The 16516-nt window shown below is 69.0% G+C and carries 12 protein-coding genes; 3 read left to right on the forward strand and 9 right to left on the reverse strand.

Translation table 11 applies throughout. The features are described 5' to 3' along the window. Window positions 1-254: 254 nt before the first annotated feature. The 3 genes from ABZT02_RS29235 to thyX form a co-directional block, all read right to left on the reverse strand. Window positions 255-1940 carry a ribonuclease J gene (locus tag ABZT02_RS29235; RefSeq protein WP_356022555.1) on the reverse strand — a complete coding sequence of 562 codons (1686 nt, stop codon included), beginning with the start codon at window positions 1938-1940 and terminating at the stop codon, window positions 255-257. 157 nt (window positions 1941-2097) lie between these two features. After that, window positions 2098-2997 carry a 4-hydroxy-tetrahydrodipicolinate synthase gene (gene dapA / locus ABZT02_RS29240; protein ID WP_356022558.1) on the reverse strand — a complete coding sequence of 300 codons (900 nt, stop codon included), beginning with the start codon at window positions 2995-2997 and terminating at the stop codon, window positions 2098-2100. Between the two features lie 211 nt (window positions 2998-3208). Further along, the gene (gene thyX, locus ABZT02_RS29245; protein ID WP_356022560.1) at window positions 3209-3949 is read right to left on the reverse strand and encodes an FAD-dependent thymidylate synthase; all 741 of its coding nucleotides are present in this window, start codon (window positions 3947-3949) and stop codon (window positions 3209-3211) included. Between the two features lie 178 nt (window positions 3950-4127). Here thyX and ABZT02_RS29250 point away from each other — a divergent pair, with 178 nt between their 5' ends. Both ABZT02_RS29250 and ABZT02_RS29255 read left to right on the forward strand, forming a co-directional pair. Beyond that, window positions 4128-4367, forward strand: a complete 240-nt coding sequence (locus tag ABZT02_RS29250) for a hypothetical protein (protein WP_356022963.1) — start codon at window positions 4128-4130, stop codon at window positions 4365-4367. A gap of 91 nt (window positions 4368-4458) precedes the next feature. Continuing rightward, window positions 4459-5016, forward strand: a complete 558-nt coding sequence (locus ABZT02_RS29255) for a phage holin family protein (RefSeq protein WP_356022562.1) — start codon at window positions 4459-4461, stop codon at window positions 5014-5016. A 69-nt stretch (window positions 5017-5085) separates the two neighbouring features. Here the strand turns inward: ABZT02_RS29255 and ABZT02_RS29260 are convergent, their stop codons facing one another. The 6 genes from ABZT02_RS29260 to eccD all read right to left on the reverse strand — a co-directional run bounded on the left by ABZT02_RS29260 (window position 5086) and on the right by eccD (window position 12235). Further along, window positions 5086-5541, reverse strand: coding sequence for a hypothetical protein (locus ABZT02_RS29260; RefSeq protein WP_356022565.1), 456 nt, complete (start codon window positions 5539-5541; stop codon window positions 5086-5088). Beyond that, a complete protein-coding gene (gene dapB, locus ABZT02_RS29265) occupies window positions 5541-6293 on the reverse strand; it encodes a 4-hydroxy-tetrahydrodipicolinate reductase (RefSeq protein WP_356022567.1) in 753 nt (250 codons plus the stop codon). The genes ABZT02_RS29260 and dapB overlap by 1 nt, the downstream gene beginning before the upstream one ends. Before the next feature lie 25 nt (window positions 6294-6318). Next, window positions 6319-7698: a pitrilysin family protein gene (locus ABZT02_RS29270; protein ID WP_356022570.1), complete on the reverse strand. Its 1380-nt coding sequence runs from the start codon at window positions 7696-7698 to the stop codon at window positions 6319-6321. Continuing rightward, window positions 7695-9917 (reverse strand): polyribonucleotide nucleotidyltransferase, encoded by a 2223-nt coding sequence (locus ABZT02_RS29275; protein ID WP_356022572.1) that lies wholly within the window; start codon window positions 9915-9917, stop codon window positions 7695-7697. Before ABZT02_RS29275 ends, ABZT02_RS29270 begins: the two co-directional genes overlap by 4 nt. 313 nt (window positions 9918-10230) lie before the next feature. Beyond that, a complete protein-coding gene (gene rpsO, locus ABZT02_RS29280; protein ID WP_007385095.1) occupies window positions 10231-10518 on the reverse strand; it encodes a 30S ribosomal protein S15 in 288 nt (95 codons plus the stop codon). 253 nt (window positions 10519-10771) lie between these two features. Next, the gene (eccD, locus tag ABZT02_RS29285) at window positions 10772-12235 is read right to left on the reverse strand and encodes a type VII secretion integral membrane protein EccD (RefSeq protein ID WP_356022576.1); all 1464 of its coding nucleotides are present in this window, start codon (window positions 12233-12235) and stop codon (window positions 10772-10774) included. A 260-nt stretch (window positions 12236-12495) separates the two neighbouring features. Between eccD and eccCa the strand changes: the two genes are divergently transcribed. Then, window positions 12496-16434: a type VII secretion protein EccCa gene (gene eccCa / locus ABZT02_RS29290; RefSeq protein ID WP_356022578.1), complete on the forward strand. Its 3939-nt coding sequence runs from the start codon at window positions 12496-12498 to the stop codon at window positions 16432-16434. Window positions 16435-16516: the final 82 nt, after the last annotated feature.

Consider the following 16516-nt stretch of genomic DNA (forward strand, 5'->3'; position numbering starts at 1 on the left):
GACTCTATCAGACCGTTTCCGGTTCCGATTTCCTCGGTGCTTTCCAGGTTCCCGCTTCCGCGTTTCCCTTTCCGGCGGTTCCGACTTTATCAGAAGTTCTGAGTCGGAATTCCCGCCCCCTGGAGGTTCACCCCGGAGCACGAAGCTGCCGGGTTCCCCCTCGGGCGGAGCCGTAAACGTACTGGAGCGGGGCGCCCCGATGCAAATCGAGGCGCCCCGCTCCATGTTCACTCGGACGCGTGTCCGACGATCCGTCAGACCTCCACCACCACAGGCAGGATCATCGGCCTGCGGCGATACGTGTCGGAGACCCACTTGCCCAGGGTCCGCCGCACCAGCTGTTGCAGCTGGTGGGGTTCGACCACGCCGTCCTGGGCCGAGCGCTCCAGGACCTCGGTGATCCTCGGGATCACGTCGCTGAACGCCGAGTCCTCGATGCCGGAGCCACGCGCCTGGATGTGCGGGCCGCCCGTGATCTTGCCGGTGGACGAGTCGACGACCAGGAAGACCGAGATGATGCCCTCGTCGCCGAGGATCTTGCGGTCCTTGAGAGCCGGCTCGCCGACATCACCGACCGAGAGACCGTCGACGTAGACGTATCCCGCCTGGACCTTGCCGGTGATCTTCGCCTTGCCCTCGACGAGGTCGACGACCACACCGTCCTCGGCGATGACGATGTGGTCGTGCGGGACGCCGGTCAGGGCGCCGAGTTCGGCGTTGGCGCGCAGGTGGCGCCATTCGCCGTGGACCGGCATCAGGTTCTTCGGTCGGCAGATGTTGTAGAAGTACAGGAGCTCGCCCGCGGACGCGTGGCCCGAGACGTGCACCTTGGCGTTGCCCTTGTGGACGACGTTGGCGCCCCAGCGGGTCAGGCCGTTGATCACGCGGTAGACCGCGTTCTCGTTCCCCGGGATGAGCGAGGACGCGAGGATGACGGTGTCGCCCTGGACGATCCGGATCTGGTGGTCGCGGTTGGCCATGCGGGACAGGGCGGCCATCGGTTCGCCCTGCGATCCCGTGCAGACCAGGACCACCTCGTGGTCCGGGAGGTCGTCGAGCGTCTTGACGTCGACCACCAGGCCCGGAGGGACCTTCAGGTAGCCGAGGTCACGTGCGATGCCCATGTTGCGGACCATCGAACGGCCGACGAAGGCGACCCGGCGGCCGTGCTCGTGGGCCGCGTCCAGGATCTGCTGGATGCGGTGGACGTGGCTGGCGAAGCTCGCCACGATGATCCGCTTGCGGGCACTGCCGAAGACCTGCCGCAGGACGGTCGAGATCTCTTTCTCGGGCGGAACGAAGCCCGGGACCTCGGCGTTCGTCGAGTCCGCCAGGAGGAGGTCAATGCCCTCCTCGCTCAGGCGCGCGAACGCGTGCAGGTCGGTGAGCCGGCCGTCCAGCGGGAGCTGGTCCATCTTGAAGTCGCCCGTGTGCACCACCATGCCCGCGGGAGTGCGGATGGCGACGGCCAGGGCGTCGGGGATGGAGTGGTTGACCGCGACGAACTCGCAGTCGAAGGGGCCGATGCGTTCGCGCTGCCCCTCGACCACTTCGAGGGTGTACGGGCGGATGCGGTGCTCCTGGAGCTTCGCCTCGATGAGCGCGAGCGTCAGCTTGGAGCCGATCAGCGGGATGTCCGGCTTCTCGCGGAGAAGGAAGGGGACACCGCCGATGTGGTCCTCGTGGCCATGCGTGAGGACGATGCCCTCGATGTCGTCGAGGCGGTCCCTCACGGACGAGAAGTCCGGCAGGATCAGGTCGATTCCGGGCTGCTCCTCCTCCGGGAAGAGCACGCCGCAGTCGACGATCAGCAGGCGGCCGCCGTACTCGAAGACCGTCATGTTTCGGCCGATCTCGCCGAGACCGCCGAGTGGGGTGACCCGCAGGCCGCCTTCGGGAAGCGGCGGGGGCGGGGCCAGTTCGGGATGCGGATGACTCAAAAGACTCTCCTCACCACGCACGCCACGTACCGGTGGGGCACGTGGCGCGCGTGACGTTCGTGCGTGTAGCAGTTGTCGTTGTGGTGTGTGCGGGCACCGGTGGCCCGCGTATTCAGTTGTTGAGTCCGGTTGCGCGCCGGGCGCGCGAAGTCTGGTGCTAGAGCTGTACCCCGCCGGCGGCAAGATCGATCTTGAGCTGCTCGGTCTCTTCCGGCGAGAGCTCCACCATGGGGGCGCGCAGGGGCCCGGCGGGGAGGCCCTGGAGGGTGAGCGCCGCCTTGGTGGTCATCACGCCCTGGGTGCGGAACATGCCCGTGTAGACGGGAAGCAGCTTCTGGTGGATCTCGGTGGCCTTCTGTACGTCACCCGAGATGAACGCCTCGACCAGGGCGCGCAGGTCCGGGGTGACCACATGGCCGACGACCGAGACGAAGCCGACCGCGCCCACGGAGAGCAGCGGGAGGTTCAGCATGTCGTCGCCGGAGTACCAGGCGAGGCCGGAGCGGGCGATGGCCCAGCTGGCGCGGCCGAGGTCGCCCTTGGCGTCCTTGTTGGCGACGATCCGCGGGTGCTCGGCGAGCCGGACCAGCGTCTCGGAGCTGATCGGGACTCCGCTGCGGCCGGGGATGTCGTAGAGCATGACGGGCAGCTCGGCGGCATCGGCGACGGCCTTGAAGTGCCGGTACAGGCCCTCCTGCGGGGGCTTGTTGTAGTACGGCGTCACGATCAGCAGGCCGTGCGCGCCGGTCTTCTCGGCGGCTCGGGCGAGCTCGATGCTGTGGTGGGTGTCGTTGGTGCCGACGCCGGCGACGACGTGGGCGCGGTCGCCGACCGCCTCCAGTACCGCTCGTACGAGGTCCGATTTCTCCGCGTCACTGGTGGTGGGGGACTCGCCGGTGGTGCCGTTGATGATCAGGCCGTCGTTGCCTGCGTCCACCAGGTGGGTGGCGAGCCGCTGTGCGCCGTCGAGGTCGAGTGCGCCGTCCGCCGTGAACGGCGTGACCATGGCGGTGAGGACCCGCCCGAAGGGGGTCTGCGGAGTGGAGGTCGGAGCCATGGGTAACACGCTACTCGTTGCGCAAGGCGGGGTCTGCCCTAGGGGGGCGGGAAAAGTCAGGACAAATGCGGAGCCCGGCACTGCCTGCTCGGGGGTTCAAGCAGTGCCGGGTCCGTTTGATCAGGCTAGATGAACTTCTCTAAATGCCGCAATACGGACACTTCGCGCGGTGGGCCCGCACATCTGTGCACCGCCGGTAAACAGGCGTCCGTTACGGCGCCACACGGCCGTTCGCATTGAAGGCGGCATAGGTGAGCGGCATGAGCTTCGCCCACTCCGCCTCCATCTTCTCGCCGACCATCTCGATCTCCCGCTGCGGGAAGGACGGCACCTTCGCCTGCTCGTGCTGGGTGCGCAGGCCGAGGAAGTGCATGAGCGAGCGGGCGTTGCAGGTGGCGTACATCGAGGAGAACAGGCCGACGGGCAGGACCGAACGGGCGACCTCGCGGGCCACGCCCTGCGCGAGCATCTCCTGGTAGGCCCGGTACGCCTGGCGGTACGACTCCTCCATGGCGTTTCCGACGGACGCGTGCTGCTCCGGGGTGCCCTCGACGAAGACGTACTTGCCCGGGCGGCCCTGCTGGACGAGCTTGCGGTCGGGGCCGGGGACGTAGAAGACGGGCTGGAGCTCCCGGTAGCGGCCGGACTCCTCGTTGTACGACCAGCCCACGCGGTGCCGCATGAACTCGCGGAAGACGAGGATCGGGGCGCTGATGAAGAAGGTCATGGAGTTGTGTTCGAACGGGCTGCCGTGCCGGTCCCGCATGAGGTAGTTGATCAGGCCCTTGGAGCGCTCCGGGTCCTTGTTCAGCTCGTCCAGGGACTGCTCTCCGACGGTCGACACCCTGGCGGCGAACAACACGTCGGAGTCGGCCGCGCTGTGCTTGACCAGCTCGACGGTGACATCGTCGCGCAGCTCGATCTTGAAATCGTCGTCGGGGGTGGGGGTCACGGTTCGGGGGGTCCTTCCCAGCTCGTTCGGTGGCGACGCCACTCTACGGCCCGCCAAACGGGACTTTCAGTGTCGTGACCGAGTTAAGTCGGCGAAACCGGGCACCTTTTGCGGCAACCGCTCGTCTGTACAGACAGCAGCGATTCGTTCGATCCCCGAAGGGAGAAGTACCCCCATGCTGTTGCGTCGGCGCGAGCCCGTTCCGTTCGCCTTTGTCGCCGAAGCCGACAGGTTCCGCAGCAATGTCACTCCTCCGCCCCGTGAGCGGGCGTCCGCCGGTGAGAGGGTCGGCCGCTGGCTGACGGGGCTCACCATCGTCGCCGGACTCGTGGGGTCCCTGGTCCTCGGAATGCCGGCGCTGTCGCAGGATCAGGCGCCCTCGCAGACACAGCAGTCGCAGGCCTCCCAAGGGCGCTGACTCATCCGGTCCCCCTGAAGTGGTCAGCGAGGACACCGGCGGATAACCTCACCGGGCACAGCCCACCGATGGGATCGAGTGAGGACCCGCCGTGCCCCTGCCCTTCCTGACGGCCGACCGCGCATTCGAGGCGACGGACGACGACGTCGCTCTGCCGTTCGAGAACCGTGACCGCTGGCGGCGCCCCTACCGGCCCGGCCCGTGGCGGGTGGGCGTGGCGGCGGTTCTTCTGCTGCTCGCCTCGTATGTGTTGTTCGCCGCGGTGATCATCGCGCTGACCGATTCGCCGACCGAGGCCGCGGTGGTGTTCGGCCTCGCGGTGCTCGTCATCGTCGGCGCTCTGCGACTGCTGCGCATGGGGGTGTGGGTGTGCGCCCGCGGGGTGCGACGGGTGGGCTTCCTGTTCACTCGTACGGTGTCCTGGGAGCAGGTCGTCGCCGTGCGGACGGCACAGCAGCCGGTGCGCTGGCTCGGACTGCCGCGCACGGTTCAAGGTCAGGCCCTGACTCTCGTACGGCAGGGTCGGGGAGCGGGTGACCCCCAGCCGCTGCTGACCACGCACAACGCGGACTTCCTCGCGCGCGGCCAGGCGTTCGACCGGGCCGCGGACGCGGTGGAGGCCTGGGCGGCGGAGTACGCGCGGGGCTGACCCCGACAGGGACACACGAGGAAGGGGGCCGGTCCACACCAGGACCGGCCCCCTTCGACGTGCCGCGGTTCAGAGCTGCTGGACGGGCCTGCCGTCGTGCAGCGCTATCGCGCGCTGCATGGCCTTGCGGGCACGTGGGGTGTCGCGGGCGTCGTGGTAGGCCACGGCGAGCCGGAACCAGCTGCGCCAGTCGTCCGGGGCCGCCTCCGTCTCGGCCTTGCGCTTGCCGAAGACCTCGTCGGCCGAGTCGCGGTCGATCCGGCCGGCGGGCGTGCGCTTCAGCTCGTCGACGGGCAGGCCGCCCTCGGCGTCGAGTTCGGCGGCGAGGGCGTTGGCCTTGCGGACGAACTGGGTGTTCTTCCACAGGAACCACAGGCCGATCACCGGCAGGATCAGTACCGCGACGCCGAACGTGACGGTGATCAGCGTGCCGGACTGGATCAGCATGACGCCCCGGCTGCCGACCAGGACGAAGTAGAAGACCAGGACGGCGGCCGTGACGGCGTAGGACAGCTTGGCGCGCATCAGCCCAGGTCCAGGAAGTTCTCCAGGCCGAAGGTCAGGCCCGGGGTCGTGACCACTCGGCGGGCGCCGAGCAGGATGCCCGGCATGAAGCTGCTGTGGTGCAGCGAGTCGTGGCGGACCGTCAGGGTCTCGCCCTCGCCGCCGAGCAGGACCTCCTGGTGGGCGAGCAGACCGCGCAGGCGGACGGCGTGCACGGGGATGCCGTCGACGTCCGCGCCGCGTGCCCCCTCCAGGGCCGTCTCCGTGGCGTCCGGGGCCGGGGCCGTGCCCGCCGCGCGCCGGGCCTCGGCGATGAGCTGGGCCGTGCGCGTGGCGGTGCCGGACGGGGCGTCGACCTTCTTCGGGTGGTGCAGCTCGACGACCTCGACGGACTCGAAGTAGGGCGCGGCGATCTGCGCGAACTTCATGGTGAGGACGGCCCCGATGGAGAAGTTGGGAGCGATCAGCACGCCCGTCTCCGGGGACTCGGCGAGCCAGCCGTTCAGCTGCGCGAGGCGCTCGTCGGTCCAGCCTGTCGTACCGACGACGGCGTGGATGCCGTGGCCGACGCAGTACTCGAGGTTGTCCATCACCGAAGCCGGCGTGGTCAGTTCGACGGCGACCTGGGCTCCCGTCTCGGCGAGGGTCTCCAGCTTGTCGCCCCGGCCGAGGGCAGCCACCAGCTCCATGTCCTCGGCGGCTTCGACGGCTTTGACCGCCTCGGCGCCGATCCGGCCCCTGGCTCCGAGGACCGCCACGCGCAGCTTGCTCATCTTCTTGCTTCCTTATGGGGAGGGCTTACGCGACCGCTTCGTGCAGTCGGGCCGCCTGCTTGTCCTTCAGCGGGCCGATGACCGACAGCGACGGGCGCTGTCCCAGGATCTCGCGGGCGACCGCGCGGACGTCGTCCGGGGTGACCGACGCGATGCTGGTCAGCATGTCGTCGACGGACATCTGCTCGCCCCAGCACAGCTCGCTCTTGCCGATGCGGTTCATCAGCGCGCCGGTGTCCTCCAGGCCCAGGACCGTGGAGCCCCTCAACTGGCCGATGGCGCGGCCGATCTCTTCGTCCGGGAGGCCGTGTTCGGCGACCTGGTCGAGTTCGTCGCGGCAGATCTTCAGCACGTCGTGGACCTGCGAGGGCCGGCAGCCGGCGTACACGCCGAACAGGCCGCAGTCGGCGAAGCCGGAGGTGTACGAGTAGACGCTGTACGCGAGTCCGCGCTTCTCCCTGACCTCCTGGAAGAGGCGGGACGACATGCCGCCGCCGAGCGCGGTGTTGAGCACGCCGAGGGCCCAGCGGCGGTCGTCCGTGCGGGCGAGGCCGGGCATGCCGAGAACGACGTGGGCCTGTTCGGTCTTGCGGCCGATCAGCTCTACGCGGCCCGCGGTGCGCAGGGTGCGCCGGCCGTCGCGCGGGGCGATGGGCATGGCGTCGGAGCTCTGGAGGGCGCCGGCCTTCTCGAAGGCGGCGCGGACCTGTCGTACGACCTTGTCGTGGTCGACGTTGCCCGCGGCCGCGACCACGAGATGCGTCGGGTCGTAGTGCTTCTTGTAGAAGCGGCGGATGCGGTCGGCGGTCAGGGCGTTGACGGTGTCGACCGTGCCGAGGACGGGGCGGCCGAGGGGGTTGTCGCCGAACATGGTGTGCGCGAACAGGTCGTGCACGCAGTCGCCCGGGTCGTCCTCGGTCATCGCGATCTCTTCGAGGATCGCGCCGCGCTCGACGTTGACGTCCTCCTCGCGGATGAGGGAGCCCGTGAGCATGTCGCAGACGACGTCGATGGCGAGCGGCAGGTCGGCGTCGAGCACGCGCGCGTAGTAGCACGTGTACTCCTTCGCCGTGAACGCGTTCATCTCGCCGCCGACCGCGTCGATGGCGGAGGAGATGTCCAGCGCGCTCCTCTTCCGGGTGCCCTTGAAGAGAAGGTGCTCCAGGTAGTGCGTGGCGCCGTTCAGAGACGGGGTCTCGTCGCGGGAGCCGACGTGCGCCCAGATGCCGAAGGTCGCGGAGCGGACCGAGGGGAGGGTCTCGGTGACGATGCGCAGGCCACCGGGGAGGGTGGTCTTGCGGACGGTGCCGATGCCGTTCTCGCCCTTGATCAGGGTTTGGGTACGGGCGACGGCCCGCGCCTCCGAAGAGGTGCGGGCCGTCGCCTTGGAGCTACGGGACGTCACTGGTCGGCGTCGTCCTTCTTCTCGTCGGAGGAGCCTTCCTCGCCCTCGATCACGGGGATCAGGGAGAGCTTGCCGCGGGAGTCGATCTCGGCGATCTCGACCTGGACCTTGGCGCCCACACCGAGCACGTCCTCGACGTTCTCCACGCGCTTGCCGCCGGCCAGCTTGCGGATCTGCGAGATGTGCAGCAGGCCGTCCTTGCCGGGGAGCAGCGACACGAACGCACCGAAGGTCGTGGTCTTGACGACCGTACCCAGGTAGCGCTCGCCGACCTCCGGCATGGTCGGGTTGGCGATCTGGTTGATCGTGGCGCGGGCGGCCTCGGCCTGCGAGCCGACCTGGGCACCGATGTAGATGGTGCCGTCGTCCTCGATCGTGATCTCGGCGCCGGTGTCCTCCTGGATCTGGTTGATCATCTTGCCCTTCGGGCCGATGACCTCGCCGATCTTGTCCACGGGGATCTTGACGGTGATGATCCGCGGGGCGTTCGGGGACATCTCGTCCGGCGTGTCGATCGCTTCCATCATCACGTCGAGGATGTGGAGGCGGGCGTCACGGGCCTGCTTGAGGGCGGCGGCCAGGACGGAGGCGGGGATGCCGTCCAGCTTGGTGTCGAGCTGGAGGGCGGTGACGAACTCCTTGGTGCCGGCGACCTTGAAGTCCATGTCGCCGAAGGCGTCCTCCGCACCGAGGATGTCGGTGAGGGCGACGTAGTGCGTCTCGCCGTTGATCTCCTGGGAGATCAGGCCCATGGCGATACCGGCGACGGGGGCCTTGAGGGGCACACCGGCGTTCAGCAGCGACATGGTGGAGGCGCAGACCGAGCCCATGGACGTCGAGCCGTTGGAGCCGAGGGCCTCGGACACCTGGCGGATCGCGTAGGGGAACTCCTCGCGCGTCGGCAGGACCGGGACGATGGCGCGCTCGGCGAGGGCGCCGTGGCCGATCTCGCGGCGCTTGGGCGAGCCCACGCGGCCGGTCTCGCCGACGGAGTACGGCGGGAAGTTGTAGTTGTGCATGTAGCGCTTGCGGGTCACCGGGGAGAGGGTGTCCAGCTGCTGCTCCATACGGAGCATGTTGAGGGTGGTGACGCCCAGGATCTGGGTCTCGCCACGCTCGAACAGCGCCGAGCCGTGCACGCGCGGGATGGCCTCGACCTCGGCGGCGAGGGTACGGATGTCCGTCACCCCACGGCCGTCGATGCGCGTCTTCTCCTTGATGACGCGCTCACGGACCAGCTGCTTGGTGAGCGAGCGGTACGCGGCGGAGATCTCCTTCTCGCGGCCCTCGAACTCCGGCAGGAGCTTTTCGGCGGCAAGGCCCTTGACGCGGTCCAGCTCGGCCTCGCGCTCCTGCTTGCCGGCGATCGTCAGCGCGGAGGCGAGCTCCGGCTTGACGGCGGCGGCGAGCGCCTCCAGGACGTCGTCCTGGTAGTCGAGGAAGACCGGGAACTCGCCGGTGGGCTTGGCGGCCTTCGACGCGAGGTCGGCCTGGGCCTTGCAGAGGACCTTGATGAAGGGCTTCGCGGCGTCCAGACCGGAGGCGACGACCTCCTCGGTGGGGGCCTCGGCGCCGCCCTGGACCAGCTGGATGGTCTTCTCGGTGGCCTCGGCCTCGACCATCATGATCGCGACGTCGCCGTCGTCCAGGACACGACCCGCGACGACCATGTCGAAGACGGCGTCCTCGAGCTCGGTGTGCGTCGGGAAGGCCACCCACTGGCCGTTGATCAGCGCGACGCGGACGCCGCCGATCGGGCCGGAGAAGGGCAGACCGGCCAGCTGGGTGGACGCGGAGGCGGCGTTGATCGCCACGACGTCGTACAGGTGGTCGGGGTTGAGGGCCATGATCGTGGCGACGACCTGGATCTCGTTGCGCAGGCCCTTCTTGAAGGAGGGGCGCAGCGGGCGGTCGATCAGGCGGCAGGTGAGGATGGCGTCCTCGGAGGGGCGGCCCTCACGGCGGAAGAAGCTGCCGGGGATCTTGCCGGCGGCGTACATCCGCTCCTCGACGTCCACCGTCAGGGGGAAGAAGTCGAGCTGGTCCTTGGGGTTCTTGGAGGCGGTGGTGGCCGACAGCACCATGGTGTCGTCGTCCAGGTACGCCACGGCGGAGCCGGCGGCCTGCTTGGCGAGGCGGCCCGTCTCGAAGCGGATGGTGCGGGTGCCGAAGGAGCCGTTGTCGATGACGGCCTCGGCGTAGTGGGTCTCGTTCTCCACTAGGTGCTCTCCGTTACTTTTCGTCTGCGTATCGTCTTTTGTCCCGATCCGCCCGTGTGGCGGGGGGACGTGCGCGGAGAAGCGCTCCATCTGGTGCGGGCCGGTCTTCGATCGAAGCACCCGGGTTCGCAAGGCCCGGGGGCCACTACCGAGGACCGGCGGCGGCGAGGTGCACTTCTCCTCGTGGTACTGCGTTGTGCTACCACACTACAAAGTGGGTGTGACACCGCGCACGTTTCCGCACGCGCGGTGAGCACGTACGGCAAAGGGAGCGGTCCCCGATCGTTTCGGGAACCGCTCCCCTCACGGCGTCCTACTTGGCGCCCGCCGCACCGCGGCGGATGCCGAGGCGGTCGACCAGCGCACGGAAGCGCTGGATGTCCTTCTTCGCCAGGTACTGGAGAAGGCGACGGCGCTGACCGACCAGGATCAGCAGACCACGACGGGAGTGGTGGTCGTGCTTGTGGGTCTTGAGGTGCTCGGTCAGGTCCGAGATACGGCGCGAGAGCATCGCGACCTGGACCTCGGGGGAGCCGGTGTCGCCCTCCTTCTGGCCGAACTCGGTCATGATCTGCTTCTTCGTAGCGGCGTCGAGCGACACGCGTACTCCTCGTAGTCTCTTGGGTAGCCACCGAGTGCCCCTGGTCCACTTCTCAGGGGTGCTTCCGTTACTCGGGAGGCGGGGATCCGCTGGGCGCGGCCTCCAGAGCGATCAGCTCCGGGGGTGCGTACACAAACGGCCGTCAGCCAGGGTATCAGCCCGGCGACAGTGCCCCGGCCCACGCCCGCGTCGTACACATGACACGGCGGCCGCCACCCGAGTGGGTGACGGCCGCCGCGAGGTGCCCGGGTCGTCAGCTGGTCATGCCGCGGGCCGCCGCGTACAGGTCGAGGACCGCGAGGCAGAGCGGGACGAGGGAGAGCAGCACCGCGCCCTCGCTCAGGTCGAGCATCCGGCCCCAGAACGGGGTGACGCCCTTGCGCGGCACGATCAGGGCGACGGCCACGAGGAGCGTGGCACCCAGGGCCACCGCGGCCGACAGCCAGACGGTGCGGATGTCCAGCGGGGCGCTGTTGTGGTCGTAGACGAGGTCCTTGATGATGTCGGCCGGCGGGTTCAGGGCGAGGCCGAGGACCAGCAGGCTGACGGTGATGATGCCCGAGATCATCAGGGTCACGACCTGGGACGTGTACAGGAAGAGACGGGCCCGCATCAGCATGGCGAGGCCGGCCGCCAGGGACAGCAGCTGGGCCCAGCCGCTGCTGGAGAAGCCGAGCACCACGCCCGCGGAGGCGACGCCGGTGACCGCGCAGCCGCCGACGAGGCCGAGCAGCAGTTCGTGGCCGCGGCGGGCCTGGTCGGTGATGAGCCGGTAGTCGACCGGCTCCTGCTCCTGCTGGTCCTCGGCGCGGCCGCGCTTGGCGATCTGGTCGGGCGAGCGGAAGCCGATGGGCAGCCGGGAGAAGCGGGCGGACCAGCCGGGCAGGAAGCCGATGACGGCGACCATGACGACGGCGGTGACGGCGGCGGTCTCACGCGGCTCGGCCTCGGAGACGATCGCGGCGAAGGTGGCGAGGACGCCGACGCCGGAGCCGAACGCGGCGGCGATGAAGGGCGCGTCGTTCTGCGGCAGCATCAGGACGAGCAGCACCGCGGCGACGAGGACGACGGCGAAGCCGACGAGGAGGTTGAGCCGTCCGGGGCCTTCGCCCGCGTCGAGGCTCATGACGCCGGAGCCGCCGACCATCAGGTGCGGCAGCGAGGCGAGTCCGAGGGCCACGGCCGCGTGGTGGTCGTCGTAGACCCGTGCGCGTACGGAGGCGAGCGCGACGAGGATGATGCCGGTGACGCCGGCGATGACGCCGGGCAGGCCGTGCATGTCGTGGCGCAGCGGCTCCGAGAACCACAGCGCCAGCGCCATCATGGTCAGCAGCAGTGCGCCGGCGGTCAGGCCGACGACGCGCATCATGCCGTCGTTCCAACTGCGCCGGTCGGCCTCGACGGCGGCGGCCACGGCGTCGACGACATCGTCGAAGACGGCGGGCGGCAGCGAGTCCGAGAAGGGCCGCAGGAGCAGCAATTCGCCATCGCGTATCTGCTGTTCGGAGAGCGAGCGCCCGTCGTCGAGGACGGAGCCGTCCCTGCGTACGAGGTTGTACCCGGTGGGCGCGGCCTCTTCGGGAGTCTGTCCCGACAGCCGCAGGATCTCCGGGTATACGTCAGAGAGCGGCACGTCCTCGGGGAGTGCCACATCGATCCGGCTGTTCGGTGCCGCCACCGTGACCCGGCAGAATCCGGTTGCTGAAACCGTACTCACCTGACGGTTCCCCCTAGTCCAGTACTCGGTGATTCGTCGCGGTTTGCCAGGGCGATTCCCGCTCCGCGCTTCGTTTGGAGCGTCACCCTACCGTCCTCTTGCGGCATCTCCTCATCCCCTCCCGGCTCAACGGCCCCGCAGAACAGTAGGATCAACGCCCGACTCATGAGTGGGCTGAGCCCCATGAGTCGAGAGACGTACGGGGGCCGTCACGACGGGGGCGGTTCGACATTGCTATTGCGTGAAGGACTGGTGGATCGGTGAGCGTTGTCATCGTCAAGCGCCCGCCGCGGGTTTACCCGCCGGAGGTGCCGAGTGAGGAGGTCAAGCTCGAGTCCCCTCCCGAACTCCCTCGTACCGAGGACGACAGTCTGCTGATGAACCTGCTGCCCATGCTGGGCATGGGTTCGTCGGCGGCGTTCTTCTTCATGCCGGGTGCCCAGGGCTTCATGAAGATCATGGGCATGATGATGATGGCGTCCACGGTCGCCATGCTGGTCGCCCAGATCGTGCGGGCCCGCAAGGGGCCGTCCGGTCAGATGGCCGAGGCCCGGCGCGACTACCTCAAGTACCTGGCGCAGAAGCGGCGTGAGGTGCGGCGCACGGTGCACAAGCAGCGGGACGCCCAGTACTACCTGCACCCGGCGCCGGAGCAGTTGTGGGCGCTGGTCGCCGAGGGCTCTCGGCTGTGGGAACGCCGTTCCACGGACCCGGACTTCGCGCAGGTGCGCATCGGCCTCGGCCCGCAACAGCTGGCGACGCCGCTGGTCGCGCCCGACACCGCGCCGGTGGACGAGCTGGAGCCGCTGACCGCCCACGCGATGCAGCAGTTCATCGCGAGCTACGGCACGCTCGGTGAACTCCCGCTGGCGATCGGGCTGCGCTCCTTCTACCACGTGACGATCTCCGGCGACGCCGAGACGGTCTACGGCCAGACCCGGTCGGTCGTCGGCCAACTGGCCTCGCTGCACTCGCCCGAGGACATGGTGATCGCGGTCGTGGCCTCGCCGGGCGCGGCGGTGGACTGGGAGTGGACCAAGTGGCTGCCGCACATGCAGCACAAGGAGTCCGACGGCGCCGGTACCCGGCGTCTGCTCTGCTTCGACCTCGGCGAGCTGGAGGAGATGATCGCCCACCAGCTGGAGGGCCGCCCGCGCTGGAGCCGGGACGGCTCGCCGGTGCTCGACCAGCCGCACCTGGTCGTCGTCCTGGACGGCGGCGGGGTGCCCGCGGACTCGGTCCTCGCCTCGGCTGAGGGCCTGCAGGGCGTGACCATCCTCGAGGTGGTGCCCGGTGACCTCGGCGAGGAGCGCGGCTCGCTGTCGGTACGGGTGTGGCCCGAGGCGATGGAGCTGGAGGCGGGCACGGGTGTCTTCACCGGTGTCCCCGACGTGCTGTCGCAGGCGCAGGCCGAGTCGCTGTCCCGTCAGCTCGCGCCGCTGCGGCTCGGTGCCGCCGACGCGGACGAACCGCTGCTCGCCAACCTGGACTTCACCGATCTCATGCAGATCGGTGACGCGGCGAGCGTGGACGTCTCGCGCACCTGGCGGCCGCGCACACTGCACGAGCGGCTGCGGGTGCCGATCGGTCTCGGCGAGAGCGGCGAGCCGGTCATGCTGGACCTCAAGGAGGCCTCGCAGGAGGGCATGGGCCCGCACGGCCTGTGCGTCGGCGCCACCGGTTCCGGCAAGTCGGAGCTGCTGCGCACGCTGGTCCTCGGACTCGCGGTCACGCACTCCTCCGAGACGCTCAACTTCGTCCTGGCGGACTTCAAGGGTGGTGCCACCTTCACCGGCATGGGCAACATGCCGCACGTCTCGGCGGTCATCACCAACCTGGCCGACGAGCTCACGCTCGTGGACCGCATGCGCGACTCCATCACCGGTGAGCTGAACCGCCGTCAGGAACTGCTGCGGCAGGCGGGCAACTACCAGAACATCACCGACTACGAGAAGGCCCGTGCCGCCGGTGCCGCGCTCGACCCGCTGCCCTCGCTCGTCCTGATCATCGACGAGTTCAGCGAACTCCTCGCCGCCAAGCCGGACTTCATCGAGATGTTCATCCAGATCGGCCGTATCGGCCGTTCGCTGGGTGTGCACATGCTGCTCGCCTCGCAGCGACTCGAAGAGGGCAAGCTGCGCGGCCTCGACACCTTCCTGTCGTACCGCATCGGTCTGCGCACCTTCTCGGCGGCCGAGTCCCGTACGGCGATCGGTGTGCCCGACGCCTACCACCTGCCGAACGTCCCCGGCGCGGGCATCCTCAAGTACGACACCGAGACGATGGTGCAGTTCAAGGCCGCGTACGTGTCGGGCACCTACCGGCCGAACGGGCCGATGGCGCAGGGCGGCGGCCGGATCGACCGCTCCCCCGTGCTGTTCACCGCGGCGCCGGTGCCGGTGCGCATCCTCGCCGAGCCGGAGCCGGAGACGCGCATCAACCAGATCGACGACGCGCTCGCCGACACCGTCCTCGACGTCATCGTCAGCCGCCTGGACGGGCAGGGTCCGCCCGCCCACCAGGTGTGGCTGCCGCCGCTGGACGAGCCGTTCAGCCTCGACGGGGTGCTGCCGGCGCTCAACATCAGCGCGGAGCGCGGTCTGCACGCCGAGGGCTACCACGCCCAGAGCAAGCTGATCGTCCCGGTCGGCCTGGTCGACAAGCCGTTCGAGCAGCGCCGTGACGTGATGTACGCGGACCTGTCGGGCTCCGCCGGTCACGCGCTGATCGTGGGCGGCCCGCAGTCCGGCAAGTCGACGCTCGTGCGCACGATGATCACGTCGTTCTCCCTCACGCACACCCCGGCCGAAGTGCAGTTCTACGCCCTCGACTTCGGCGGCGGCGGCATGCTCGCCCTGGAGAACCTGGCCCATGTGGGCGGCGTGGCCTCCCGTCTGGACCAGGAGAAGGTGCGTCGTACGGTCGCGGAGGTGCACGGCATCCTCAATGCCCGTGAGGAGTTCTTCCGCTCCAAGAGCATCGACTCCATGAACACCTTCCGCTCCCGCCGGGCCCAGGGGCACTACCCCGACCAGCAGTGGGGCGACGTCTTCCTGGTCATCGATGGCTGGGCGACGTTCAAGAACGACTACGAGATGCTCGACCCGGTCATCGCGGACATCGCTCAGCGTGGTCTCGGCTTCGGCATCCACCTGGTCATCACCGCGACCCGCTACACGGAGATGCGGCCGGCGCTGCGCGACCAGATCCTCAGCCGGCTCGAACTGCGCCTCGGTGACGCGATGGAGTCGGAGTTCGACCGCAAGCGCGCCGAGAACGTGCCGATGGGCAAGCCTGGCCGCGGTCTGTCCCCGGAGAAGCTGGACTACCTCGCCGCGACGCCCCGGATCGACGGGTCGACGCAGGTGGAGGACCTCGCCGACGGCATGGCGAACCTCGTGCAGAGCGTCAACAACGCCTGGCAGGGCCCGCCGGCCCCGAAGGTGCGGATGCTGCCGACGATGCTGCACGCGTCCGAGCTGCCCGGCGGCGGCGACTTCGGCAGCCGCGGTATCGCGGTCGGCGTCGACGAGCTCACCCTCTCGCCGGTCTTCGTGGACTTCGAGACCGACCCGCTGTTCGTCATCTACGGCGAGAGCGAGTCCGGCAAGTCCTCGCTGCTGCGGTTCATGGCCAAGCAGATCTCCGAGCGGTACGCCCCCAACAAGGCGCTGTTCGTGGTCTCCGACTTCCGGCGCGCGCTGCTCGGCCAGGTGCCCGAGAGCCACATGTACAAGTACTGCGCCTCGGGTCCGCAGCTCCAGGAGGTCATGGAGTCGCTGGCCGGCTCGATGAGCCGCCGTATGCCGGGCCCGGACGTGACGCCGGACCAGCTGCGCAACCGGTCCTGGTACAACGAGCCCGACGCGTTCATCTTCATCGACGACTACGACCTCGTCGCCACGTCGATGGGCAACCCGATGTCGGTGCTCCTGGAGTACCTGCCGTTCGCGCGTGACCTGGGTCTGCGCATCATCCTGGCCCGCTCCACCTCCGGTGCCTCGCGCTCGTCCTTCGAGCCGGTCCTCACCCGGATCAAGGAGCTCGGCGCGCAGGGCATCGTGCTGTCCGGCGACCCGTCGGAGGGCCCGGTGTTCAACAACATCAAGGCCACTCCGCAGCCGCAGGGCCGTGGCCAGTTCATCTCGCGCCGGTCGAGCGGCCAGCTCGTCCAGACGGGATACCTGCCGGAGAGCTGAGTTCTGGCTCGGGTGAGAGGGGCGGGCCGTGTCTGCGGTCCGCCCCTCTTTGGTGTGGTGAAGAAACGTGTCGAACGGGGAG

It is taken from the genome of Streptomyces sp. NPDC005402, assembly GCF_040606575.1.
Lineage (GTDB): Bacteria > Actinomycetota > Actinomycetes > Streptomycetales > Streptomycetaceae > Streptomyces.